Raw genomic sequence first — 25193 nt, 5'->3', positions numbered from 1 at the left:
TATAGTGCTGTATATTTCAGGTGAATACATACTTAAGAGGAATGAGCTTATGAGACCTACTATATCATTATGCATGATTGTGAAGAATGAGGAACGGTATCTTAGGAAATGCCTTGATAGTGTAAAGGGATTTGTGGATGAGATCATTATTGTGGATACCGGCTCTACGGACCGTACGTTGGAAATCGCCAATGAGTTCCATGCCAAGGTGAGTGCATTCGAATGGATCCATGATTTCTCTGCGGCCAGAAATTTCGCTATCCAGCAAGCAAGCTGTGATTATATTCTCCAATTGGATGCTGATGAGTATTTGGAGGACGGAGCTGCGCTGCAAGAAGACATAGCCTCCGACAAAGATTATTACAGTGTGACGATCAAAAATCACAAATCTGACGGGGGTTCCTTCGCTCATCAAGCCGTACGTCTCTTTAAAAATCGCGCAGAACTCCATTATATTGGAAAATTGCATGAGCATTTGAACATTCTCGACCCCTCATTGACTTTATCCTCCGGAGATGCGAGTTCGTTAATTAATCACCTCGGTTATCTGGATGACACCGTGCAGGAAAAAAATAAAGTAGAACGTAACTATGAAATCATGCTCAAAGAGCTCGAAGCTAATCCATCCCCTTACAGCTTGTACAATATGGGGAAAGTGTGCATGTCGCAAAGGAAATATGAAGAAGCGCTCAATTACTTTAAAAAATCCTATGAACTAGCCGATAACATGTCCTACGTATATTATCTATTTTGCTATATGCTGACCTGTTTAAGATTCCTGCATCGCTACGAGGAAGGCATTTCCCTTGCCAAAGTACTTATCGATAGACAGCCTTTGTACCTGGATTTCCATTATGAATTGGCCAGATTGTATGAGGAATACGGATGTTTGCAGGATGCAGAGATTGTATTGCAGCACTGCTTGAGTGATCAGCCATGGTCCGAAAAGAAAGTAGCGAACGAAGGAGCCAACGGTTATTTATCTTTCTATAGGCTGGCATGCATTTATGATAAACAGGGAAGAAGCGGGGAGGCCTTCGAGGCTATCTTCGAGGCGATCCAAAGTAATCCAGTGTATCAGCCCGCCATTAAACTATATTTACGGCTTATGCTTAAAGCCAACATCAGTCATGAAGAAGTTATTACCCATTTGGAAAAGACCTACAGCGGTAAAGATGCAGAGACCATCAAGATGCTGCTTGTAGCAATATATGAAGCTCGTCATCCTATCATGGCACATTATTTTACGGAAAAGGATGGGCAACCTCTAGATAAAGAAATTAAAGCTGTCGTTGACCAATACGACCACAAATACGAACAATCCCGGGATTTATGGTTAGAGGTTCCAGACATAAAACCGGATAATATAGTCGATCTGCTCACCTTGTCCCTCATTCTTAAGGATACAGATCTAATGAATAAGTGCAGACCATTGGCTAACACGAGCCATCGGGACTGGAAATTAATCAAAGGTTTCATCAAGAGAGAGCCGTTAACTTCGGACCTGAAAGATTCCTGGATAGAACCACATTTGGTAAACATCGCAGAACAATTCATTGTTCTTGGGGAATTTGATATCTTTGAGTATATTTCGGCGTGTATCATGAGATGCTCTTTAGCCACGCAGATTAAACTTGCCATGCTTTTAGCAGATTACGGATTTAAGGATACGGCTGTGGATTTTCTATTAGAGCATTATAATGCCAACCCTAATCATCCAGATGTTCTTCAAGGCTTATCTGCTATTTTGTATAGAACAGGTCATTATGAAGAGGCAGCAAGCCTATCCGAGCAGCTGGTGAAGCATAGAAACGATTTCCCATCGTATCAGCAATTGTATTTATGTTATATACACTTAGGAAATGGTGGCTCCGCTCAAAGAGTCGCGCAGGAAATGAAAAAGAAATATTCTTATTCCTCCTGGGTTCAATCCTTATAAAGGGGAGTCACAATGAAGAACACGGTATCGCTTTGTATGATCGTAAAGAACGAGGCTCTCTTTATAGAAAGGTGTCTAGAGAGTGTTAAGGACCAGGTTGATGAAATCATTATTGTAGACACGGGGTCGACGGATGATACCATAGCCCTTGCCGAACGATTTGGCGCCCGCATTTATCATTTTCCATGGAAGAATGACTTCGCGTCAGCCAGAAACTACTCCCTGCAGCAGGCATCCTGCCCATATATTTTAGTATTGGATGCGGACGAATATTTGGATGAAAGCAGTTATATTCAAGATATACTTCATTCACAAAAAAAAGGGTACTCGATCAGAGTCAGAAATCAGCTGGAAGATGGCATGGTCAAAACAACGTCTATCCTAAGGGTCTTTCAGTCCAGTCCGTCAATCCGGTTTACAGGACAGATTCATGAGCAAATTATGCTGGATTCCAGCGAAATCGAGGAAACGGGATTTTTGATCCATCATGTTGGCTATAGGAAGGATGTATATGCCCTCAAAAATAAAGCGGAGCGCAATATCCGTATTCTACTTGAAGAGGTGGCTAGCTCTCCCTCGGCCTATGCCTATTACAATGTAGGCAAACAGTACCTTGTGGATGGGGAAAATGAGCTCGCGCTGGAATTTCTCATCAAAGCAAGAAACGAGATGAGCTATCAGGAAAGTATCGATGTGCTGGGACTGGAGATCGATTATAATCTGGCGGATTGTTATTACCGTCTGCATCAACCTGAATATGGAATTCCAGTGTTAAATCGTACAATACAGCAGTGGCCCGAGTATACGGATTTATACTTTATGCAAGCCAGGCTGTTCGAGCAAATGGGGTATTGGAAGGATGCAGAGCAGTACTTTAAGAAATGCATTTCATTGGGAGATATGGATGGTGAAGTAGCAAGAGAGGGAGTAGGAGGGTATCTTGCCCATTTTCTACTATCCAGGTTGTACGAGAGTCAGGGAAACCTACAGGGGGCGTTAGAGCACGCGTTTCATGCCCTCCATTTAAAGAAAGACTATATGCCTTGTTTGGAAAATTATATTTCATTGGCCCAAAAGGCAGGGGTGGCTTTTGAGGTTCAAAAGGAATGCCTAAACTTCTGCTATCCTGTAAAAAAGGTAGATGAATTAACGACACTAATAGGTCTTCTATATAAATATAGACATCCGCTTTTGCAGGAATATATTACACAGTATGGCATTCATAACGATATCGCCCTAACCGCATGCGGATTACAATACAGCGGCCAGTATGAAGAAGCACGATTGAAATGGTGCGAGGTGGATGGACTTCACAAGAACAATCTTGAAGACGTTATTCTCCTTTCCTTGCTTATTGATGGAGAGAGGATGATGGAGAAGATTCGCACCATACCTCTTTTAACTGAACAGCAAATCAAAACGATTATCTCTGTTATCAAAAAGGAGAACCTAAGCCAAGATAGAGTGGATGCTTTCCTTGGGCAGGTACTCCTAACATTATGCGAGAGATGCATCAGATTAGGTGAATTTGATTGCTTTGAGTACGTATCGGGATTGATTCGATCGTGCGGGCTGGATATCCAATATCAGTTGGCCCTTCTATTAGACCAATCCGGATTTAAGGATGTGGCCTTTGACTTTATGGTTTCAGTCTTTGAGAGTCAAGAGAGGACTGCAGAAATCGAACAGTTTGTAGGAAGCCGATGTTTAGAGCGCGGCTATAGGGAGGACGCCAAGCATATTTTCCTGCAATTAGCTCATACTGCTCCTTCATACGATGTATATTTATCTTTGTACGAACTGCTGTTATTAGAGGAAGCCCCCTCTCAGGCAAGAGAGCTGTTAAGTGACATGAAGAACAGGTTCCCGCTTTCAGCCGTTATTCAGTCATTATGATGGTCCATGAGGCATTTTTCAATTATCTCTAAACAATAAGAAGCGTATATCCGATATAAATGGTAAATATCGTTCTGTCGGGGGTGTATTTCTGTGATATCGGATGTATCGCTTAACGGTAGTTCCTCCATTCCGCTTACGGGTAAAGAGACTGCTGTAAAAGCTGCGGAGCCTATAAGCAGCGCTCCAATTACTAATTCCAAGGACTTACATAAGGCCGAAATACAAGGAGCCCGCGTGTCGACGGGTGATGAGCAAATTGTAAAGGCCATTGAACGTGCATTGAAAGCACTGCAAGGTCCAACCACGATGGTAGAAGTGTCGGTTCATGAAGAAACAAAGCAAGTCATGGTTAAGGTGCTGGACCAGGATTCAGGCAAAGTCATCCGAGAAATCCCCCCTGAGAAAATGCTAGATCTTGTCGCCAACATGATGAAGGTTGCAGGGCTTTTAATAGATGAACGGAGATAAATAGCGGAGGTGTGAATTATGGTACAAAGAATTAGCGGCTTTGCATCCGGGATGGATATAGACCAGATTGTAAGTAATATTATGACGGCCAAGCGGGTTCCTCTGGATAAGCTGAAGCAGAAACAGCAGACGCTACAGTGGCAGAGGGAGAACTTTAGAGATATCAACTTAAAGCTGGTTGAGTTTAGAAAGAAAACGTTTGACAACTCGCTTGCAGGCTCCTTTCAAGCCCAAAAATCTACGGTAACCGGCGATACCAATGCCGTTACGGCTAAAGCAAGCAGCCAGGCTACATCCGGGAGTGTGAGCATCGAGGTTACAGAATTAGCCAAGACGGCGTCCGTTTCAAGCACTACTGCCTTGGTGGACGGTAGCAACAAACCTTTTACAGCCTCAACCACATTAACGGCTGCAGGTATTAGCGGGACTAAAATTACTATAAATGGATCTGAAATCAAGTTTGATACAGATGAGACGATAGGATCGTTGGTTACAAAAATAAATCAAAATAAGGCTGCCAACGCGAGCGCATATTATGACGAGGTTACGGGGAAATTATCCATCACCTCTAAGGTTTCCGGGAAAATCAATGGGGATGGAAAGATTGCCCTTGGTGGTGATGGGAACTTTTCTGCGAAATTCGACCTCACCAATGTTACCGTCGGCGACGACGCCAAGCTTAAAATCAATGGAATTGAAACGACACGTCCTACCAACAGCTTTAATGTTAACGGAATTGACATTACGCTCAATGCTAAGACGACCAGTCCGTCTGTCATTACAACATCGGTAGATACCGATCAGGTTATCGAGAAGATTAAGTCCTTTATCTCCGACTATAACGATTTGTTGTCAACCTTAAACACAAAAGTGAAGGAAAAGCATGACAGGAACTTTACGCCACTAACGGATGATCAGAAAAAGGCCATGAAGGATGATGAGGTCGAGAAATGGGAGGAAAAGGCGAAGACGGGCTTGTTGTATAATGACAGCATATTAAATGACGCTATTTCCAAACTGCGGTCCAACATATCCTCCGTAGTCATGGTTAATGGTGAGAAAGCGATATTGGATCAAATAGGCATTACGACGGGGCAATGGTTCGAAGGCGGCAAACTGATTTTGAAGGACGAGTCCAAGCTTAGAGAAGCCATTGAAAAGGAACCGGATAAAGTAGCGGCATTAATTACGAGCAAAAATAAAGGCATGTATGACGACCTTAAGAAAACGCTGGATTCACTTACCGAAAGAGCAGGTACCTCCTTCGTTGCTACGTCCAAGGATGCGGTATTGAAAGAAGAGAGCACGATCGGGCGGCAGCTGAAAAGGTTGAACAACGATATCTTGAACCAAACCAGACTATTGAATGATATGGAAACAAGGTATTATAAACAGTTTACGGCTATGGAAACCGCTATGAATAAATTTCAATCCCAGTCGTCTTCGTTTTCCAGCTTTGGTTAAGAGAATAAGTAAGAGGTGAACCCAATGATCCAAACGCCATTCAATAAATATCGGGAGACTTCTGTCCAAACTATGACTCCTGCCCAGCTCTTAATTATGTTGTACGATGGAGCCATTCGTTTCGCCAAAAAGGGAGTCGAAGCCGTTAAACAGAAAAACTATCAAGAGGCTAACAACAGTTTTATTAGGGTCCAGGAAATTATAAATGAATTGGTGGCATCTCTTGATCATTCCTATCCTATTTCGAAAGATCTGCTGCACTTATATGATTATTTCCTCCGGAAAATGATTGAAGCTAACATCAAGAAAGATATTCAGCCTGCCTTGGAGGTTATAGATCATCTAGTAGAGCTTAAGGAAACGTGGATTCAGGCCTCGAAGCTTAGTGCATCCTCAGGGTCTGTGCGCAGCCATGGATAATAGCCTAGACGAGCTGCTGCAGCTTACCCACCAACTGGCTTCCAGACTGGAAACGGCAGACTACGAGGAAATGGTTGAATTTGTGGATACGCGGGAAGAGCTTGTACAAAACATCCGGCAGCAATATGAGCAGCATCATTTCGATAAAGCATATCTGGAGTCCGCACGGGCATCCATCCTCAGCTACGATACTCTGATTCTTCGCCGAATGCAGCAATTAAAGGATGAAGCCTCAGGGAATCTGAATAGAATGACCGCGGCCAAGCAGCAAAAATCGAGTTATGAAGCGAAGTATGCTCCGGAAAGCTTGTTTTTTGATAAAAAAAAATAGAGGAAGCTCCTTTCAAAACAACCTTCTGCCCCAAGCGAGGGTTGTTTGTTTTATATCTGAAGAAGAAATCGGCAATCCCAGGCATGTATACAAGCTTATTTTATTTACTCACGACCCCTGTGGATAATGTGCATAACTTTGTGTATAACTTTATAGAAAATGTCGAAAAACCGCATAATGATGCGGTTTTTCTTTGTGAATACTTTATTCACCTCATGTTAATACGTGAATTTTCAAAATATTTTGCTAAAAGCCGTGGATATAATTGACATCCGTGGAGAGGGGATGCTATATTCGATTTGTGGGCATGCCCACAGTTATTTGATAATGAAGGGAATGTTTTACATGCAAGGTAAAGTAAAATGGTTTAACGCAGAAAAAGGATACGGTTTCATCGAGCGCGAAGACGGCGGAGACGTATTTGTTCACTTCTCGGCAATTCAATCCGAAGGATTCAAAACGCTGGAAGAAGGTCAAGCGGTTGAATTCGATATTGTGGAAGGCGCTCGCGGACCACAAGCAGCTAACGTTATCAAACTATAATCATCCGGCTTCAATGCCCTAGTATAGATGGTTATTCGATACAATTAGCAGCGACAACACCCTGGAATAGATCCGGGGTGTTTTTTTTATCTTTCGGGGCTCCCCACAAGGCCTAAATCAGCTTTGAGATGAAAGCATCCTTTATAAGGTTATTATATTTTTGTTAAGCTTTATGGAAGCAGAGGCACTTCCAGGAGCCCTATCATCCCGCGGAAAGCGAGCGATCTTCTCTTAAAACGCTGATTCTATGCGCTTTGTCACATCGTCACTAAATTGTTAGAATATTTTGAAAAATTGTCGATAAGTATGAAGGATTTTTGAAGGTGCCTATAGAATATAGTATAATAGGTACATGAAAGGAGGAGAAGTACAATGAAATTCAACATTCGCGGTGAACGTATTGAGGTTACTGAGGCACTTAAAGAGTATGTTGAGAAAAAGCTTAGCAAGCTGGAAAGGTACTTTGAAACTCCCCCTATGACTGAAGTGCATGTCACACTGAGTGTAGTCAAAGGATTACAAGCAGTCGAGGTGACGATCCCGCTGACTGGTGTCATGCTGCGGGCCGAGGAAAAGAGCAATGATATGTACGCTTCCATCGATCTGGTGATCGATAAGCTGGAGCGGCAAATCCGTAAGCACAAAACAAAGGTGAATCGTAAAATCCGCCAAGAGGGCGGCATGAGGGATATATTGAGAGTAGATTCCCCTGCACAGTATGAAGATGAGGATGAATATGAACTGGTTAGGACCAAGCAGTTTATGCTTAAACCGATGGACATCGATGAAGCTATCCTGCAAATGAATATGGTTGGTCATAGCTTTTTCGTTTTTGCCAATTCCAATACAGAGCAAGTGAATGTGGTATATAAACGCAATGACGGCAAATACGGCTTGATTGAACCGGCCAGATAATGGATGCGAAATTCGGGAGCTTGCCTGACAGGGCAGGCTCTTTAGCGTTTATTGAAGAAACTATTGACAGAAGATAATAAAAGGATACCCCGCAATTCTTGCGACTTGTGTCGCAAACTGCTACAATTTAAGGCAAACCGTTCTAAAAAAAGGGAGATGGGCCCATGCTAGGACTCGTTAAGAAAATATTCGGCGATTCAAATGAGCGTGAAGTGAAGCGGCTGTGGAAAACGGTCGAAGCAATTAATGAATTGGAACCCTCAATGGAGGGGTTGTCCGATGAGGAGCTTAGACATAAAACTGTAGAATTCCGCGAACGTCTGGAGCAGGGCGAGGATTTGGACGATCTGCTTCCTGAAGCCTTTGCTGTTGTGCGTGAAGCTTCCAAGCGCGTGCTTGGTAAACGTCATTATGATGTTCAGTTAATCGGCGGTATGGTGCTTCATGAGGGCCGTATTGCTGAAATGAGGACCGGGGAAGGGAAGACACTGGTTGGAACCCTGCCGGTATATTTGAATGCTTTATTAGGCAAAGGTGTTCACGTAGTTACCGTCAACGATTACCTGGCTCAACGTGACAGTGCAGAGATGGGAAGAGTGTATGAATTTCTTGGCATGACTGTCGGCGTAAACTTGAATTCACTAGAGCATGGCCAGAAGCAGGCTGCTTACGCTTGTGATATCACTTATGGAACGAACAATGAGTTCGGCTTTGACTACTTGCGTGACAACATGGTCGTATACAAAGAACAGATGGTACAGCGTCCGCTTTATTTCGCGGTAATTGACGAAGTGGACTCCATTCTGGTCGATGAAGCGAGAACGCCGCTCATTATTTCCGGACAAGCAGCTAAGTCGACAGATTTGTATTACATGGCAGATCGTTTCGTGAGTAAGCTGAAGGAAGAAGAAGATTACATCGTAGATATTAAAATGCGCTCCGTTTCCTTGACGGAGACCGGTGTGGCGAAGGCTGAGGAAGCGTTCGGCATCGAAAACCTGTTCGACCACGCGAACGTTACTCTGAATCACCACATTACCCAGGCCTTGAAAGCTCATGTCATTATGAAGCGGGACGTCGACTATGTCGTTCAAGATAACGAGGTTGTTATCGTAGACGAATTCACAGGGCGCTTAATGACAGGCCGCCGTTACAGCGAAGGCTTGCACCAGGCGATTGAAGCCAAAGAGCAGCTGCAGGTGCAAAATGAATCCATGACACTTGCCACGATTACATTCCAGAACTATTTCCGGATGTACCGCAAGCTGTCGGGGATGACGGGTACGGCGAAGACAGAGGAAGAAGAATTTAAGAAGATTTACGGCTTGGAGGTTATCGTCGTACCGACGAACCGCCCAATGATCCGTCAGGATCTTCCGGATGTCGTGTATAAATCTGTGAACAGCAAATTCCGGGCCGTTGTGGAGGAAATTGTGAAACGTCATCAGACCAAGCAGCCGGTGCTGGTCGGTACGGTTTCCATTGAGAACTCCGAGCGTTTGTCTGAAATGCTGAAGAGAAAAGGAATTCCACACAAGGTTCTGAATGCGAAATACCATGCGGAGGAAGCGGAGATCGTATCCCGTGCAGGACAGCCGGGTGCGGTAACCATCGCCACTAACATGGCGGGACGCGGAACCGACATTATGTTGGGTGAAGGTGTTCACGATGTTGGCGGCCTGCATATTATAGGTACAGAGCGCCATGAGAGCCGCCGGATCGATAACCAGCTCCGCGGCCGTGCCGGTCGTCAAGGGGACCCAGGCTCCTCACAGTTCTACTTGTCTATGGAGGATGATTTGATGCGCCGTTTTGGTGCGGAAAACATCATGGGCATGATGGATCGCCTTGGCTTCGAGGAAGATCAGCCGATCGAGAGCAAGCTGATCACCAAGGCCGTGGAATCTGCTCAGAAGCGGGTTGAGGGCAACAACTTTGACGTGCGTAAAGTCGTTCTTCAGTATGACGATGTGATGAACCAGCAGCGTGAAATTATTTACAAGCAGCGCCGCGAGGTGCTGGAATCCGAAAACATCCGCGATATTACCATCGGGATGCTGATGCCTGTCGTAGAGCGTCTTGTTGAAGCCCATTGTCCTGCGGATCTGGTTCCAGAGGAATGGGATCTACAAGCGATCGTCGATTATGCTAACGGGACCTTCCTTCATGAGGGCCAGCTAACAGCCGAAGAGCTGTGGGGCAAGGAGAAGGAAGAAATCACCGAGTACATGAAGGATCTTGTGATGCGTCTTTATGAAGAGCGCGAGCAGGCGATCGGCGAACCGATTATGCGCGAGCTTGAGAAGGTTATCGTACTGCGTGCGGTCGATTCCAAATGGATGGATCACATCGATGCGATGGATCAGCTCCGTCAAGGTATCCACTTGCGTGCTTACGGCGGTACAGATCCGCTTCGCGAATACCAATTTGAGGGCTTTGAGATGTTCCAGGAGATGATTCAAAGCATTCAAGAGGAAGTAGCTACGTATATTATGAAAGCCCACGTAGAAACGAACCTCGAGCGTCAGCCGGTGGTCGAAGCGGAAGCAATGAGCTCCAACGGAGAGCCGGCTCCGAAGAAGCCTGTCGTTAACAACGACGAGGATAGAGTAGGTCGTAACGATCTGTGTCCTTGCGGCAGCGGCAAAAAATATAAGCAATGCCATGGTGTTCAGTAAGATGAACCGAGTTTAAATAAGGGAAATTTGAACAAAGGGATCGTCGGTATACTACCGGCTCCCTTTTTTTGAAGACAACTGGTTAGACTGCTTGCAGTGAATATGGAGGAGTGAAGGATAATGTTGGATCCAGAGGTAAAACAGGATTTACGAGAAACGGCTAAAAGGTTAGCTGAGCTTAGGGGGTCTCTTTGACTTAGATCTGAAGCTGGAGCAAATCGCGAACTATGAGGAAAAGATGGCGGCTCCCGATTTTTGGGACGATAACGAGCAAGCACAGAAAATTATTGCCGAGATGAATGCGATTAAGGGGAGCGTAGATGAATTTCAAGCGCTGTCCTCCGAGTTTGAGGATCTGGAAGTTATGGTCGAGCTGTTGCAGGAGGACCAGGATGATAGTATGGCTGCCGATATCGAGCAAGGTATCGCCTCCCTGGTAACGAAGCTGGAGAACTTCGAGCTGCAGCTGCTGCTAAGCCAGCCTTACGATAAATTGAACGCTATTCTGGAGCTTCATCCTGGAGCCGGAGGCACGGAGTCTCAGGATTGGGCGGAGATGCTGCTGCGCATGTATCGCCGTTGGGCGGAGAAACGGGACTTCAAGGTTGAGGTGCTGGACTATTTGCCGGGTGATGAAGCGGGAGTAAAAAGCGTTACGCTGTTAATCAAGGGCTATAACGCCTACGGTTACTTGAAAGCGGAGAAAGGCGTTCATCGGTTGGTACGGATCTCACCTTTTGACGCTTCAGGCCGGCGCCATACATCGTTTGTATCCTGCGACGTGATGCCGGAGATCGACGATGATGTGGAGGTAGACATCCGCACGGAGGATTTGAAGGTGGATACGTACCGTTCCAGCGGCGCGGGCGGACAGCATATCAATACGACGGACTCTGCAGTCCGGATTACCCACATCCCGACCGGTGTCGTTGTAAGCTGCCAAACGGAGCGTTCGCAGATCAAGAACCGGGAGCGCGCCATGAAAATGCTGCGTTCCAAGCTGTATGAGAAAAAGATCGAAGAGCAAATGAAGCAGCTTGCCGAGATTCGCGGTGAGGTATCCGATATCGCCTGGGGCAGCCAAATTCGTTCCTACGTATTCCATCCGTACAGCATGGTCAAGGATCACCGCACATCAGCGGAAACAGGCAACGTCGGGGCCGTTATGGACGGAGACCTCGATATGTTTATCGATGCCTACCTGCGTCTGCAAATCAAATCGGATGCGGCCGAATAATTCGGCGTTTTATAAATAAAAACATGGAAGCACATCCTACACATAAAGCCAAGTCTACAGAACGTTGGAAGAGGGGCGGCACGGGCCGTCCATGATCTTGCCTTGTTATTGTTGATACGGTTATGTCCGTGTAGGATGTTTTTTTGTTTGCGATGACATTGTTTACGAAGGGTACGGAGGGATGCGTATGCAAAGCAGGAAGAAACGGCCGCGGAACCCGGCGATAGTGCAGCCTGGACCGGGACAGCGCGTCATGGAGTATGTGCTTTTGCTGTTAGGCTCACTGTTGATTGCGATCAGCTTCAATATGTTTTTGAGTCCGAATCAGGTTGCTTCCGGAGGGGTATCCGGTATCAGCATCATTGTGAATTCCTTGTTTGGGATTGAGCCTGCCATGACGCAATGGGCACTGAATATTCCTTTATTCTTATTAGGAACCTGGGCTCTTGGAGGCCAGTTTGGGGTTAAAACGGCCATAGGCTCGGTCCTGCTGCCGCTGCTTATTCTGCTAACGCGCGATCTTCCGCCATTGACAAATAACATTTTGCTGGCCAGTATTTATGGCGGCATTTTAATAGGTATGGGGCTTGGACTTGTTTTCCGCGGCAGAGGTTCAACGGGAGGGTTGGACTTGGCTGCCCAAATGATACATAGATTTACGGGGCTGAGCCTGGGGCTGGCTGTTGCAATGCTGGACGGGATGGTCATTTTGACCGCGGGCATCGTCTTGTCTCCGGAGAAAGCGCTCTACGCCTTGATCGGATTATTCGTAACGAGCAAAACCATCAACATTGTTCAGCTGGGTCTGAGCTACTCCAAAGTAGCCTTTATTATCTCTTCCGAGACAGCGCCAATTCGGGAAGCGATTTTGCATGATCTGGACCGCGGGGTCACCCAATTGCATGCTACGGGAGGCTATACCGGTGAAGAGAGGACGGTGCTGATGGTTGTAGTAGGACAATCAGAGGTTACCCGGTTGAAGCAGCTTGTGAAGGCATTGGATCCGGGGGCTTTTGTCATATTGAGCGATACGAATGAGGTGCTCGGAGAAGGCTTCAAATTTCATATTCCATCTTAAAAAAGTGAGTGTATGCAATTTGGGACAGATTAGGTAAAATGGGGAAGGCAGCAAGAAATTTTTGCCTCATAAAGTAAAAGTTTATGCAGGAAAAATACATCGGGGAAGAAGCAAAATCGGGGGAAAAAATCCATTGAATTATTATACCTTCGAATGTATAATAATACATAGTTTTTCATGTGGAGGGAACGGTTATGTCTAATAAATTAAGAGCGGCAATTATCGGGGCAACAGGATACGGCGGAGTAGAGGTCATTAGGCTGCTTCTGGCGCATCCCAACGTGGAGATCACTTCGGTCATCTCTTCGTCCAGCGCGGGAACGCCGATTGCAGACGGATATCCGCATTTGAATGAAATTATGGTCGGCAACCTGGACGGCATCGACGTAGAACTGATGAAGCAAAAAGCGGATGTGGTATTCATGGCGACTCCGCATGGCGTAGCTGCAGAGCTGGCTCCGAAGCTGGTAGACGCAGGCTTAAAGGTCATTGATATCTCCGGCGATTTCCGGTTGAAGTCTGGAGAAGTGTACGAAAAATGGTATAAGCATAAGCCGGCGGATCCGGCCTACGTAGAAAAAGCGGTATACGGTTTATCCGAAGTATTCGATGATGAAGTTCGCGATGCGACGTTTATTTCGAATCCGGGATGCTTTCCGACGGCAACGCTGCTCGGCTTGGTTCCTTTGGTCGACAAGGGTTGGGCAGATTTGTCCTCGATCATTATCGATGCCAAATCCGGAGTGTCCGGTGCAGGCCGCGGCTTGAGTTTAGCTTCTCATTATTCCGAAATTAACGAAAACTTCTTGGCTTACAAAGTGAATAAGCACCAGCATACGCCGGAAATTGAGCAGGTTCTCAGCCGTGTAGCAGGTGAAGAGGTCGTTGTATCCTTTACCACTCATTTGGTGCCGATGACGCGCGGCATCTTGTCAACAATGTATGTCAAACTGAATGGCACTCATTCGGAAGATGAGATCATTGAAATGTACCGTCAGTATTATGAAGGCCGCCGCTTCGTGAGAATTCGCCAGAAGGGCCAGTGGCCTGCGACGAAGCAGGTATGGGGCTCCAACTATTGCGATATCGGCTTCTCGCTGGATGAGCGTACGGGCCGTTTAACGATCATTTCAGTCATTGATAATGTTGTGAAAGGGGCAGCCGGTCAGGCCGTCCAAAACTTGAACTTGATGATGGGCTGGGAAGAATCGACCGGTTTGGCGTTCACCCCGGTGTATCCATAACAGTAACATGCCATGGGTGAGGAGAAGATGAAAGTGAAGGATCAATTTACTGTCGTGCCGGAAGGCTCGATCACAACACCGCAGGGCTTTCGTGCAGGAGGCTTGCATTGCGGCTTGAAGAAAACAAATCGTTTTGACCTCGGTGTCATTGTGTGTGAGGTTCCTGCCCAAGCTGCGGGAGTCTACACGCTCAATGCCTTTCAGGCGGCGCCTCTGCGCGTAACGCAGGATAGCATTGCCGTAGACGGCAAGCTGCAAGCGATGCTCGTTAACAGCGGCAATGCCAACGCCTGCACAGGTAAGCAGGGAGAGGACGACGCTCGCGAGATGCGTGCGGCAGCTGCAAAAGCTTTTGGCGTTGCGGAGCATCATGTCGGCGTTACCTCGACGGGAGTTATCGGAGAGCTGCTGCCAATGCCTAAGGTGCTGAGCGGGATCGAGAAGCTTCCTGCCGAAGTGAAACTGGACGGAGGAGAAGATTTCTGTCAGGCGATCCTCACGACCGATCTGGTGCAGAAGATGACCTGCGTCAAGCTGACGGTGAATGGCAAAACGGTACATATTGCCGGTGCAGCGAAAGGGTCGGGCATGATACATCCGAACATGGCAACGATGCTCGGCTTTATGACGACGGACGCCAACATTGAGAGCGCCCAGCTGCAAAAGCTGCTGAACGGCGTTACGGATTCCACCTTCAACATGATCACCGTGGATGGCGATACAAGCACTAACGACATGGTTGTCGTTATGGCGAGCGGCATGGCTGGCAATGACAGCCTGACGCCGGAGCATCCGGACTGGGCTTCGTTCGAAGCGGGCTTCCGCTATGTAGGCGAATATTTGGCCAAAGCCATTGCCCGCGACGGGGAAGGCGCTACGAAGCTCATCGAGGTCAACGTGGCAGGAGCCGAGACAAAGGAAGCGGCACGCGCGATTGCCAAGACGATCGTCGGCTCGAGCCTGGTGAAGTCGGCCTGCTACGGCGCAGACGCGAACTGGGGCCGTATCATTGCGGCAGTAGGCCGCGCTGGTCGGCCGGTGAATACGGAAACCGTGGACATCCGTTTGGGGGATATCCTCGTACTGGAGCAGTCGCGTCCGGTGAAGTTCGATGAAGACCGGGCCGAGGAGTACTTGAAGGGCGAGCTGGTGCAAATTCACGTGAATTTGAACATGGGCTCGGAGACTGCAACCGCATGGGGCTGCGACTTGACCTATGATTATGTTCGCATCAACGCGGCGTACCGGACGTAAGAGAGATTTTCAACGAAAATAAGCTGAGCAAACGGAACGTCTGCCGGTACAGCACAAGGCTGTCAGCGGGCGAGCCGTGTATATAAAGGGGAACGAAGCATGAGCGCAATGTGTTTTGTGATGAAATGCGGCGGCAGCACGCTGGCGGCTCTGCCGGATTCATTTTTCTTGGATATGAAGAGGCTTCAGGATGAGGCCATCATTCCGGTCATCGTCCACGGGGGCGGTCCGGCGATTTCTTCAACGCTTGAGAAGCTCGGTATCGAAACCGAGTTCGTCAACGGTCTGCGGAAGACCAATGAAGCCGTGCTCGACGTGGTTGAGATGGTGCTGTCGGGTCAAATCAATAAAGAGATCGTACGCAAAATTCAGCTGTCCGGGGCTCGGGCTATGGGACTGTCCGGGGTAGACGGTCATCTCATTCAGGCAGAGCCGGTCGCTAACGCTCACGAAGTCGGTCTTGTCGGCGACGTAACGAAAGTCAACGCCGAGCTGATTCAAGGGATCGTAAAGATGGGCTATATGCCGGTTATCGCGCCTGTCGGACTTGGAGCCGATGGAGGCCAGCGGTATAATATTAATGCGGATACGGCCGCAGGCGCCGTTGCATCGCATCTGGGCGTTGAACGAATGATCGTTGTTACGGATGTGCCTGGCATCATGAACGGCGAGAAAAAAGTGCTGCCTTCCGTAACGGTGCAGGAGATCGACGCTATGATCGCCAGCGGGGAAATTTACGGCGGAATGATTCCGAAGGTTCGTGCGGCGGTTCAATGTATTCAAGGCAAAGTTCGTGAGGTTATCATCGTGAACGGTGCGGAGCCGGAAGTGTTGAGCAAGGTGATCAAAGGCGCTGCGATCGGAACACGAATCGTTAAATAAATGGAATTATATGGATAGTTATCATGGGAAAAAGGAGTGATTCAGCATGGGAGAAGGAGCTAATTCATTGTTTCCGAATTACGGGCGCTACCCGCTAGCATTTGTGAAGGGGGAAGGCAGCCGTCTATGGGATGAGAATGGCAAGGAGTATCTCGATCTGATGTGCGGCTTGGCGGTTACCAACCTGGGGCATGCGCCCAAACAGGTCAAGGAACGCCTGAAGGATCAGGTTGACCAGCTGTGGCACACCAGCAACCTGTTTCATATTCCGAATCAGGAAAAGCTCGCGAAGCTGCTGACGGACAACAGCTGCGGCGATGCCGTATTTTTCTGCAACAGCGGTGCGGAGGCGAACGAAGCGGCCATCAAACTGGCACGCCGGTATTTCAACAAAGTGCTCGGCAAGCCGGACCAATACGAAATTATTACCTTCCACCTGTCGTTTCATGGACGTACCTTGGCAACATTGACCGCGACCGGGCAGGATAAAGTAAAGGACGGCTTTGCACCGCTTCCAGAAGGTTTCGTATACGCACCATACAATGATTCGGAAGCCCTGGAGCAAGCGATCGGACCGAAAACATGCGCTATCATGCTGGAGATGGTACAAGGTGAAGGCGGCGTTAATCCGGCTGATCCTGCATTCGTGGCCCGCGTAGCGGAGCTGTGCAAGCAGCATGGGCTGCTGTTGATCATTGACGAAATCCAAACCGGTATCGGACGTACTGGTAAAATGTTTGCTTACGAGCATTACGGCGTGGAGCCGGACATTTTTACCCTGGCCAAAGGGTTGGGAAGCGGAATGCCGATCGGGGCGATGGTCGGTAAGGAGCATCTGCGCAGTGCATTCAGTGCAGGCAGCCACGGCTCCACCTTCGGAGGCAATTACTTGTCCACCGCAGCGGGTATCGCAACGATGGAAACGATGCTTGCCGAGAAGCTGTCGGATCGTGCGGCGGAGCTTGGGGATTACATCGTCAGTACGTTGAAGGAGAAGCTGGCAGGCAATCCGCTGGTGACGGAAATTCGCGGTCTCGGAATGCTGATTGGCATCGGCTGCACGCAGCCGGTAGCTGATTTGATTACAGCTATCCAGGAGCAAGCCGTGCTCGTTGTTTCGGCCGGACCTAACGTTATTCGTCTTGCGCCAAGCTTGCTCATCTCCAAAGAAGACCTGGATCGCGGACTTGATGTAGTCTGCTCCGTATTAAGCAAACAAGCCGCAGCAGCGGTATAAGCATCTTTTAGACGACACTAAGCTACCGTTAAAATATATGAAGCCCGCTGAAAGCAGCTTAGAGGGTAGGAATGCTGTTACTTGCGGATCGGTATTGATTCCGGATTTACAGCCTTGCCCTCCTGCTTGGCGGATAGTTACTCATACAACTTATTGAAAGGGGCGATTACATTGGCAGGAACCGAACAGCCTGTGGCCATCGACTTGAAAGGACGGGACTTCCTGGCCGTTGCCGATTATTCTCCGGAAGAGCTGAAATATTTGATTGACCTGGCTATTGAATTGAAACGGAAGCAAAAAGCCGGGGAGGTATACCAGCCTCTCAAAGGAAAAACGCTGGGGATGATCTTTGAAAAATCGTCAACTCGTACACGTGTATCATTTGAAGTAGGGATGTACCAATTGGGCGGTCAAGCTCTCTTCTTGAGCAAAAATGATCTTCAAATCGGGCGCGGAGAATCGATCTGGGATACGGCACAAGTGATGTCACGTTACTTGGACGGCATTATGATCCGTACCTACGAGCACCGCAAGGTCATTGACTTGGCGAGAGGCGCCACCATCCCAGTCATCAACGGCTTAACGGACCGTACGCACCCTTGCCAGGCATTGGCGGATTTCCAAACGATTTTGGAGCATAAAGGCACTTTAAAAGGCTTGAAGGTTGCTTATGTCGGGGACGGCAATAATATGCTGCATTCCTTGATGATGATGTCCGCTAAGCTGGGTGTTGATTTTGCTTCCGCATCGCCGGTCGGCTATGAGCCGGATAAAGGTATCGTGGAGTCCACGAAAGAAGTGGCGGCACAAACCGGCTCCAAGCTGTACGTAGGCAACGATCCGAAGGAAGCGGTAGCGGACGCGGACGTTATTTATACGGACGTATGGGCGAGCATGGGCTTTGAAGCTGAGCAAAAAGAGCGTGAGATCGCCTTTAAGGATTACCAAGTGAACGAAGAGCTGGCAAAGTATGCGAAGAAGGATTACTTGTTCATGCACTGCCTGCCGGCACACCGCGGCGAAGAGGTTAGCGAAGGCGTTATCGACGGGGAGAACTCGATTATTTTTGATCAGGCGGAAAACCGTCTTCACGCGCAAAAAGCAATCATGGTTGCTGTTATGTAATTTTTACTATAGAGAGTCTGCTATGAAGCGGTGGGCATGAACCAGCTGCCCACTGTGTGCAGGCTTGACGAATAAAGGAGAGCGGGACAATGGCAAAGCAAAAAATCGTACTGGCCTATTCGGGCGGTTTGGATACATCGATCATTTTGAAATGGTTAAAAGAAACCTATGATGCAGAAATTATCGCATTTACTGCGGACATCGGGCAAAAGGAAGAACTGGACGGTCTGGAAGCTAAAGCTTTGGCAACGGGCGCTTCCAAAATCTATATCGACGACCTCCGCGATGAATTTGCAAAAGACTTCATCTTCCCTATGTTCCAAGCCGGTGCGCTGTATGAAGGACAATATTTGCTCGGTACAAGTATCGCACGTCCTTTGATTGCCAAACGCATGGTAGAAATCGCGCGCAAAGAGGGCGCAACAGCTATCGCACACGGTGCGACAGGAAAAGGGAACGACCAAGTTCGCTTCGAGCTGACTGTAGCTGCTCTGGCTCCTGAGCTGGAGGTTATTGCTCCTTGGCGTTTGGATGAGTTCCGCGAAACCTTCCCTGGACGCGCAGAAATGATCGCATATGCCGAAAAGCACGGAATTCCGGTAACAGCTTCCGCTGCAAAGCCTTATTCGACAGACCGTAACCTGCTGCATATCAGCTTTGAGAGCGGCATGCTCGAGGATCCATGGTTCGATCCAAGTGCGCCGTCTAACAAGGATATGTTCGTCTTGAGTGTAGACCCTGAGGATGCACCGGACCAAGCAGAGTATGTGGAGCTGAATTTTGAAAAAGGGAACTGCGTCGGCTTGAACGGCGACCGCATGACGCCTCTGCAAGTAATGGAACGCCTGAATGAGCTGGGCGGCAAGCATGGCATCGGCCGTGTAGATATGGTAGAAAACCGTTTTGTCGGCATGAAGAGCCGCGGCGTATATGAGACTCCGGGCGGAACAATCCTGTTCACTGCTCACCGCAAAATGGAGTCCTTGACCATGGACCGCGAGGTTATGAACCTCCGTGACTCCCTGATCTCCCGTTATGCGACTCTTGTATATAACGGCTTCTGGTTCGCTCCGGAACGTCTTGCCCTGCAAGCGCTCGTGGATGAGAGCCAAAAGAACGTATCAGGTACGGTCCGTCTGAAGCTGTACAAAGGTAATGTTATCGGAGCCGGCGTACAAAGCCCTGTGAGCTTGTACAACCCTGACATCGCAACGATGGAAGCTGATCCTACACAAGCTTACAATCAAGGTGACGCAACAGGCTTTATCCGCCTGAACGCGCTTCGTTTGAAGGTATCTTCCGGCGTTCAACAAAACGCGAAGAAGTAAGGACAGAAGGCCGTGGGAATCGCGGCCTTTTCGTGAGACGGGCTTTCCTATGGATCTCCATAGGGAGGCCCTGCATCACGTATACACAAAGAGCTTTCCTCAAGGAAAGCTCGTTAGTATTGCTTACGAAGTTCACTTTCCTCCGGAAAGTTCTTAGAAAGGGGCAGCAGCCGTGTCAAAGCTTTGGGGTGGACGATTTACTAAAAAAACGGACCAGCTGGTGGAGGAGTATACGGCTTCCATCATGTTCGATAAAGAGCTGGCTGAAGAAGATATTCAAGGCAGCTTGGCTCACGTAACGATGCTTGGCAAATGCGGAATTTTGCCGCAGGAAGATGTGGAGACCATCAAGGACGGGTTGTTGAAGGTGCAGGGCACGATCCGCCGCGGGGAAATGGAGTTCTCTGTCAGCGACGAGGACATCCACATGAACATTGAAAAAGCCCTGATCGAAGAAGTTGGACCTGTAGGCGGCAAGCTGCACACGGGACGCAGCCGCAACGACCAGGTCGCTACCGACATGCACTTGTACTTGCGCAAACGTGTAGTGGAATTCGTTGGGCTGTTGAATAAGCTTCAGGAAGCATTGATCGAGCAGGCAAAGAACAACCTCGATACAATCATTCCTGGCTATACGCATCTTCAGCGCGCTCAGCCGATTTTGTTCGCCCATCATTTGATGGCCTATGTGTCGATGTTCCAGCGCGATATCGAGCGTTTGCAGGACAGCTACAAACGCATTAACGTGCTGCCGCTCGGAGCAGGAGCTCTGGCGGGAACGACATTCCCGATCGATCGTCATTTCGTGGCTCAACAGCTGGGCTTCGACGGTGTGTATGAGAATTCCCTGGACGCTGTCAGCGACCGTGATTTTATCATCGAGTTTCTGTCCAATGCTTCCATGATTATGATGCACCTGTCCCGCTTGAGCGAAGAATTCATTCTTTGGTCTTCGACAGAATTCCATTTCATCGAGCTTGACGATGCATTTTGTACGGGAAGCAGCATCATGCCTCAGAAGAAAAATCCGGACGTACCGGAGCTTGTTCGCGGAAAAACCGGCCGTGTATATGGCAACCTGTTCGGCTTGTTGACGGTCCTTAAGTCGCTGCCTCTTGCTTATAACAAGGACATGCAGGAGGATAAAGAAGGCATGCTGGACACGGTTCGTACGCTTCAAGGCGCCCTTCAGCTGTATGCCCCGATGGTCAGCACCATGAAGGTTAATAAGGATCGCATGCGTCAAGCGGTTAACCAGGACTTCTCTAACGCAACGGATATTGCGGACTACTTGGTTAACAAGGGCCTGCCTTTCCGCCAAGCACATGAAGTTATCGGTAAAACAGTGCTCTACTGTATCCAAAACGGCAAATTCCTGCTCGATCTGAAGCTGGAGGAATTCCACCAGTTCTCAACTCTTTTCGAGCAGGATATCTATAAAGTGTTGCAGCCGGAGCAGGTCGTTAACGCCCGTAACGTTTACGGCGGTACGGCAAGCAACCAGGTTAGCGAAGCTATTGCTCGTGCCGAGGCAGTGATCAACCGTACGAACGAATGGTTCGAACAGTACAGTAACAAAAGCCAATAAATGTATGTTGATGAAATAAACAAAAGCGGCTGGCAGAGGGGTGACTCTGTCCAACCGCTTTTTTTAATGGGCTCCCCTCATAGTATCTGACCACTTTGAAACCTGGGCTTCGCTTTGAGGAATTGTTTTACCTGAAAGTCGGCCCCTTCACGCCGTCCTCTATAAGTGGAGCTTCCGGCTGCCGGTTGTTCGGCTCTGCGGCACTGCCTTGGTTAGTAGCAATGATGGTAGGTTGAGCGGCATACGTGTCATGAGAAATCCTTTCCCTGCTTATCTCGACTCCATTTTGCATTTTGATCCGGTAAGTATCGACGACGTAGCCGGTTTTTCCTGTGCTGATGGTCTGTTTTTTTCCTTTGGGGAGCGTAGGGTTTAAGATGTATTTGATGGAAGGCTGCAGCTTTTCGATAGTAGTCGACTCGATGGCGTAGGTAATATCCGTTGGCGTTTGTCCGAATAATTTGACGGTAATCTGGCGGTCGTCCGTATAGGTACGAATCAGTAGGTGCTTCTCCGTATTGTTGCGGAATTTGAAGTTGATATGGCCGCTTGCGAAGGTGGCGTCCTGCCCTAGTGGAACATAGCTGACCGGAAGCGAGTGGTTGCGTCGCTCGACGATTTGCAGGCCTGCGCGAAGCACGGCATTGTACAGAGTGGACGAAACCTGACAGATCCCGCCTCCGATACCCGGCACCAGCTTGCCGTTGAGAATGACGGGTGCTTCCTTGAAGCCGAATTTGGCTTCGGTTTGGGCGATATAGGTTGCGTAATCGAAGGTTTCCCCGGGCTTTAATAACACATCTTGGATAGATTGGGCTGTAGAGCGTATATTGTGAATCCGCCCTTCGCCGTTTTGCGGGTATGTTGTTGTAAACTCGCTGATTTTACGCTCAATTCCTTGCGCTTGGAGCATGCTGATGGTGACGGCAGGCTCCTGATTTACCAAAGGGAGTACGACAAGAAACGGCGTTTTCCCCGCAGGCACTACCACAGGCGCTGCCTCCTCCTGAACCCGCTGGACCGCTCCTTCTCCGGAGTGATTTTCCCCCGGGTAGTCCGCAAAGCGCCGCCCATCCTTTCCCACTGTCCAACCGATGGTTCCCATGGAAGGAAGAATTCGCTGCAGCTGCTGAAGCAGCTCCGGTTCATGGATACGCATGACGGCTGTTTCGGGCACATAGCTGATCATGTCGTTCGGACCTACAATTCTTTGAGCATCGACAGGCTGTTTATTGTACAGCTCCGGAAATCCGCGCATAAGTGTGGCATGAAGCTTGGCAGCATCAAAGGTAGGGGCCAGGGGCCACTCTTCATTGCGGATATGCCAGCGATAGGCGGCTCTGTGAAACAAGGAGCCTGTTTTGAGCGGTTGAAGCCGGTCGATCACGTCCTGCAGGGAGAGATCCAATCCGAGCTGATCCAGCATCCAGTCTGCAGGCTGAAGCGGAACATCGGGCTGCTTGCTGACCATCCGGACTGTTTGCTGCAGAAGCAGCTTTTTTTTGTCCTCCAGTTGGCGCTCGAATTCAAGAATCGGTAAACCGCCGACGTCCCAGTTATCTACGGTTAAGCCTGCGGGAAGCGTTCGCTGCGATCCGTACCAGGCCATGGCTGCACAGGCGGCACCGGCAAACAGCAGCAAGCCTACAATCGCCTGCCATATCAACATGCGCTGACGCGTCATCGGTTTCGTCTCCTTTGGCTTCATGGTTCCATGACAAGCTCTGCTCGTACATATTGATATATATGCTGTCATTTCGGAAATTTGCCTGTGGGAATATTCGTGTTTTCTACAAAAAATGCCGGGGTAAATGTGAAAATGTGTTGAAAATCTTTTACGCGTAAAGGAATTTACCTGTTTATGTCGAAAGGATATAAGCTAGCTAAAAATTCAGGATGTGATACCGTGATTGAAATGCATGACGTTTGGAAGACGTATCCCGATGGAAGTCAGGCGTTGCGAGGCATCAATGTCAAGGTGGACCGCAATGAGTTCTTGTATGTGGTAGGTCCGTCGGGTGCAGGAAAATCGACATTTATGAAATTGATTTATAGAGAAGAGCGGCCTACGAAGGGAAGTATTTTTGTAAACGGATTTAATTTGGAAAAGCTGAAGCAGCGCAAGATTCCGTATGTGCGCCGCAATATCGGTGTTATCTTTCAGGATTTCCGCCTGCTTCCCAAGCTGACTGTGTATGAGAACATTTCCTTTGCAATGGAGGTTATTGAAGCACCCAAAAAGCTGATCCGCCGGCGTGTGCAGGAGGTTCTTGAGCTCGTCAGGCTGAAGGACAAAGCCGGCTCTTTGCCGACGCAATTATCTGGCGGAGAGCAGCAGCGGGTAGCGATCGCCAGGGCTATCGTGAACAACCCTTCGGTCATCATTGCCGATGAGCCTACGGGTAACCTCGACCCCGATACATCCTGGGACATTATGAAGCTGATGGAAGAGATCAATTTTCGTGGTACGACGATCATCATGGCTACACACAACAAAGAAATCGTAAACACGATGCGCAAGCGTGTTCTGGCTATTGAACAGGGACAAATTGCCCGTGACGAAGTTAGGGGTGAATACGGCTATGAGGATTAGCACAGTCTTCCGCCACTTACGGGAAGGCGGTAAAAATGTGATCCGCAATGGCTGGATGACGTTCGCTTCGATAAGCTCAATTGCCATTTCATTATTGATATTAGGTGTATTTTTACTGCTGACGCTGAATGTGAATTATCTCGCTCAGCAAATCGAGCAGCAGGTTGAGATTCGCGTTTACCTGGATGTGAACATTACCAAGGAGCAAACGGCATCCCTACAAACGGAGATCGCCTCTATAGCCAATGTTGCCAACGTTACCTTCATATCGAAGGACGAAGGACTTAATTACTTGCGGGACAAGCTCGGCGATAGCGGAAAGTCTTTGCTGGAAGGATTTGACGGAGACAATAACCCTCTGAATGATTCCTTTACCGTCGAAGTGGTAGAGCCCCGTCAGGTAGGAACGGTTGCCCAGCAAATCAGCGATCTGAACAACGGAAAAGCCTCCAAACCAATTTATCGTGTCAGCTACGGACAGGGAACGGTAGAAACGATGTTTAAGGTTACCCAAATCGTTCGTAACATCGGACTTGTGCTGGTAGCAGGGCTTGCATTGACGGCTATGTTCCTCATCGCCAATACGATCAAGATTACTATTGTAGCGCGTCGCCGCGAGATTGGCATCATGAAGCTGGTCGGGGCGACGAACTCCTTTATTCGCTGGCCGTTTTTTATCGAGGGAGCTTTACTGGGCATTGTAGGATCCATTATTCCTACCGCCATTTTGTTATATGGTTACTGGGAATTGATGAGCTCGACACAGCTTGATTTGAACTTGCTGATGATTAAGCTGCTGCCTTTTAATCAGATATACTATTCGATGTCGGGTCTGCTGCTTGGAATCGGCGTGTTAATCGGGATCTTTGGCAGCACCTTGTCCGTACGAAAGTTTTTGCGAGTGTAGCATAGATGGTGTAAACAAGCTTAAGCCATATCCGGCTAAGGAATGAATCTAGTTGGGGAGGAA

The 25193-nt window shown here is 48.4% G+C and carries 21 protein-coding genes; 20 read left to right on the top strand and 1 reads right to left on the bottom strand.

Annotated elements, in window-relative coordinates; translation table 11 throughout:
* Positions 1 to 49 precede the first annotated feature (49 nt).
* The 18 genes from ABEA66_RS30990 to argH all read left to right on the top strand — a co-directional run bounded on the left by ABEA66_RS30990 (position 50) and on the right by argH (position 21630).
* Positions 50 to 1939 (top strand): glycosyltransferase, encoded by a 1890-nt coding sequence (locus ABEA66_RS30990; protein WP_345593801.1) that lies wholly within the window; start codon positions 50 to 52, stop codon positions 1937 to 1939.
* A gap of 12 nt (positions 1940 to 1951) precedes the next feature.
* Positions 1952 to 3835: a tetratricopeptide repeat-containing glycosyltransferase family 2 protein gene (locus ABEA66_RS30985; RefSeq protein WP_345593694.1), complete on the top strand. Its 1884-nt coding sequence runs from the start codon at positions 1952 to 1954 to the stop codon at positions 3833 to 3835.
* A gap of 93 nt (positions 3836 to 3928) precedes the next feature.
* Complete coding sequence (locus ABEA66_RS30980) at positions 3929 to 4306, top strand: flagellar protein FlaG (RefSeq protein WP_256865587.1); 378 nt, start codon at positions 3929 to 3931, stop codon at positions 4304 to 4306.
* 18 nt (positions 4307 to 4324) lie between these two features.
* Positions 4325 to 5770, top strand: a complete 1446-nt coding sequence (gene fliD / locus ABEA66_RS30975; RefSeq protein WP_345593692.1) for a flagellar filament capping protein FliD — start codon at positions 4325 to 4327, stop codon at positions 5768 to 5770.
* Between the two features lie 24 nt (positions 5771 to 5794).
* On the top strand, positions 5795 to 6190 hold the full coding sequence (fliS, locus tag ABEA66_RS30970) for a flagellar export chaperone FliS (protein WP_079914263.1): 396 nt from the start codon (positions 5795 to 5797) through the stop codon (positions 6188 to 6190).
* On the top strand, positions 6183 to 6521 hold the full coding sequence (gene fliT / locus ABEA66_RS30965; RefSeq protein ID WP_079914264.1) for a flagellar protein FliT: 339 nt from the start codon (positions 6183 to 6185) through the stop codon (positions 6519 to 6521). The genes fliS and fliT overlap by 8 nt, the downstream gene beginning before the upstream one ends.
* A gap of 345 nt (positions 6522 to 6866) precedes the next feature.
* Positions 6867 to 7064 (top strand): cold shock domain-containing protein, encoded by a 198-nt coding sequence (locus ABEA66_RS30960; protein ID WP_079914265.1) that lies wholly within the window; start codon positions 6867 to 6869, stop codon positions 7062 to 7064.
* 372 nt (positions 7065 to 7436) lie between these two features.
* The gene (hpf, locus tag ABEA66_RS30955; RefSeq protein ID WP_192705937.1) at positions 7437 to 7979 is read left to right on the top strand and encodes a ribosome hibernation-promoting factor, HPF/YfiA family; all 543 of its coding nucleotides are present in this window, start codon (positions 7437 to 7439) and stop codon (positions 7977 to 7979) included.
* 164 nt (positions 7980 to 8143) lie between these two features.
* The gene (gene secA / locus ABEA66_RS30950) at positions 8144 to 10657 is read left to right on the top strand and encodes a preprotein translocase subunit SecA (protein ID WP_079914267.1); all 2514 of its coding nucleotides are present in this window, start codon (positions 8144 to 8146) and stop codon (positions 10655 to 10657) included.
* Between the two features lie 120 nt (positions 10658 to 10777).
* A protein-coding gene (prfB, locus tag ABEA66_RS30945) for a peptide chain release factor 2 (protein ID WP_345593684.1) occupies positions 10778 to 11894 on the top strand; the annotation gives its coding sequence in 2 pieces (ribosomal slippage) (positions 10778 to 10849 and positions 10851 to 11894; 1116 coding nt in all).
* A 187-nt stretch (positions 11895 to 12081) separates the two neighbouring features.
* The gene (locus tag ABEA66_RS30940) at positions 12082 to 12972 is read left to right on the top strand and encodes a YitT family protein (RefSeq protein WP_345593682.1); all 891 of its coding nucleotides are present in this window, start codon (positions 12082 to 12084) and stop codon (positions 12970 to 12972) included.
* 194 nt (positions 12973 to 13166) lie between these two features.
* Complete coding sequence (argC, locus tag ABEA66_RS30935) at positions 13167 to 14216, top strand: N-acetyl-gamma-glutamyl-phosphate reductase (RefSeq protein ID WP_345593680.1); 1050 nt, start codon at positions 13167 to 13169, stop codon at positions 14214 to 14216.
* Between the two features lie 27 nt (positions 14217 to 14243).
* Positions 14244 to 15470: a bifunctional glutamate N-acetyltransferase/amino-acid acetyltransferase ArgJ gene (argJ, locus tag ABEA66_RS30930; RefSeq protein ID WP_345593678.1), complete on the top strand. Its 1227-nt coding sequence runs from the start codon at positions 14244 to 14246 to the stop codon at positions 15468 to 15470.
* Positions 15471 to 15569: 99 nt separating this feature from the next.
* The gene (gene argB / locus ABEA66_RS30925; protein WP_079914272.1) at positions 15570 to 16352 is read left to right on the top strand and encodes an acetylglutamate kinase; all 783 of its coding nucleotides are present in this window, start codon (positions 15570 to 15572) and stop codon (positions 16350 to 16352) included.
* 46 nt (positions 16353 to 16398) lie between these two features.
* Complete coding sequence (gene argD / locus ABEA66_RS30920) at positions 16399 to 17589, top strand: acetylornithine transaminase (protein ID WP_345593675.1); 1191 nt, start codon at positions 16399 to 16401, stop codon at positions 17587 to 17589.
* Between the two features lie 171 nt (positions 17590 to 17760).
* On the top strand, positions 17761 to 18714 hold the full coding sequence (argF, locus tag ABEA66_RS30915; protein ID WP_079914327.1) for an ornithine carbamoyltransferase: 954 nt from the start codon (positions 17761 to 17763) through the stop codon (positions 18712 to 18714).
* 89 nt (positions 18715 to 18803) lie between these two features.
* Entirely contained in the window at positions 18804 to 20042 is a 1239-nt protein-coding gene (locus ABEA66_RS30910) for an argininosuccinate synthase (RefSeq protein ID WP_345593672.1), read from the top strand.
* Positions 20043 to 20214: 172 nt separating this feature from the next.
* Positions 20215 to 21630 (top strand): argininosuccinate lyase, encoded by a 1416-nt coding sequence (gene argH, locus ABEA66_RS30905; protein WP_345593670.1) that lies wholly within the window; start codon positions 20215 to 20217, stop codon positions 21628 to 21630.
* A 127-nt stretch (positions 21631 to 21757) separates the two neighbouring features.
* Here argH and ABEA66_RS30900 read toward each other — a convergent pair whose 3' ends face one another.
* Positions 21758 to 23314, bottom strand: coding sequence for a VanW family protein (locus ABEA66_RS30900; protein WP_345593668.1), 1557 nt, complete (start codon positions 23312 to 23314; stop codon positions 21758 to 21760).
* A 222-nt stretch (positions 23315 to 23536) separates the two neighbouring features.
* Here ABEA66_RS30900 and ftsE point away from each other — a divergent pair, with 222 nt between their 5' ends.
* Both ftsE and ftsX read left to right on the top strand, forming a co-directional pair.
* Positions 23537 to 24223: a cell division ATP-binding protein FtsE gene (gene ftsE, locus ABEA66_RS30895; protein WP_079914328.1), complete on the top strand. Its 687-nt coding sequence runs from the start codon at positions 23537 to 23539 to the stop codon at positions 24221 to 24223.
* On the top strand, positions 24213 to 25130 hold the full coding sequence (ftsX, locus tag ABEA66_RS30890; protein WP_079914278.1) for a permease-like cell division protein FtsX: 918 nt from the start codon (positions 24213 to 24215) through the stop codon (positions 25128 to 25130). Before ftsE ends, ftsX begins: the two co-directional genes overlap by 11 nt.
* Positions 25131 to 25193 lie beyond the last annotated feature (63 nt).

The organism is Paenibacillus vulneris, assembly GCF_039543185.1.
Lineage (GTDB): Bacteria > Bacillota > Bacilli > Paenibacillales > NBRC-103111 > Paenibacillus_S > Paenibacillus_S vulneris.
Note: the sequence above shows the minus strand (reverse complement) of the source record. Positions and strands in the feature narration are given on the sequence as shown.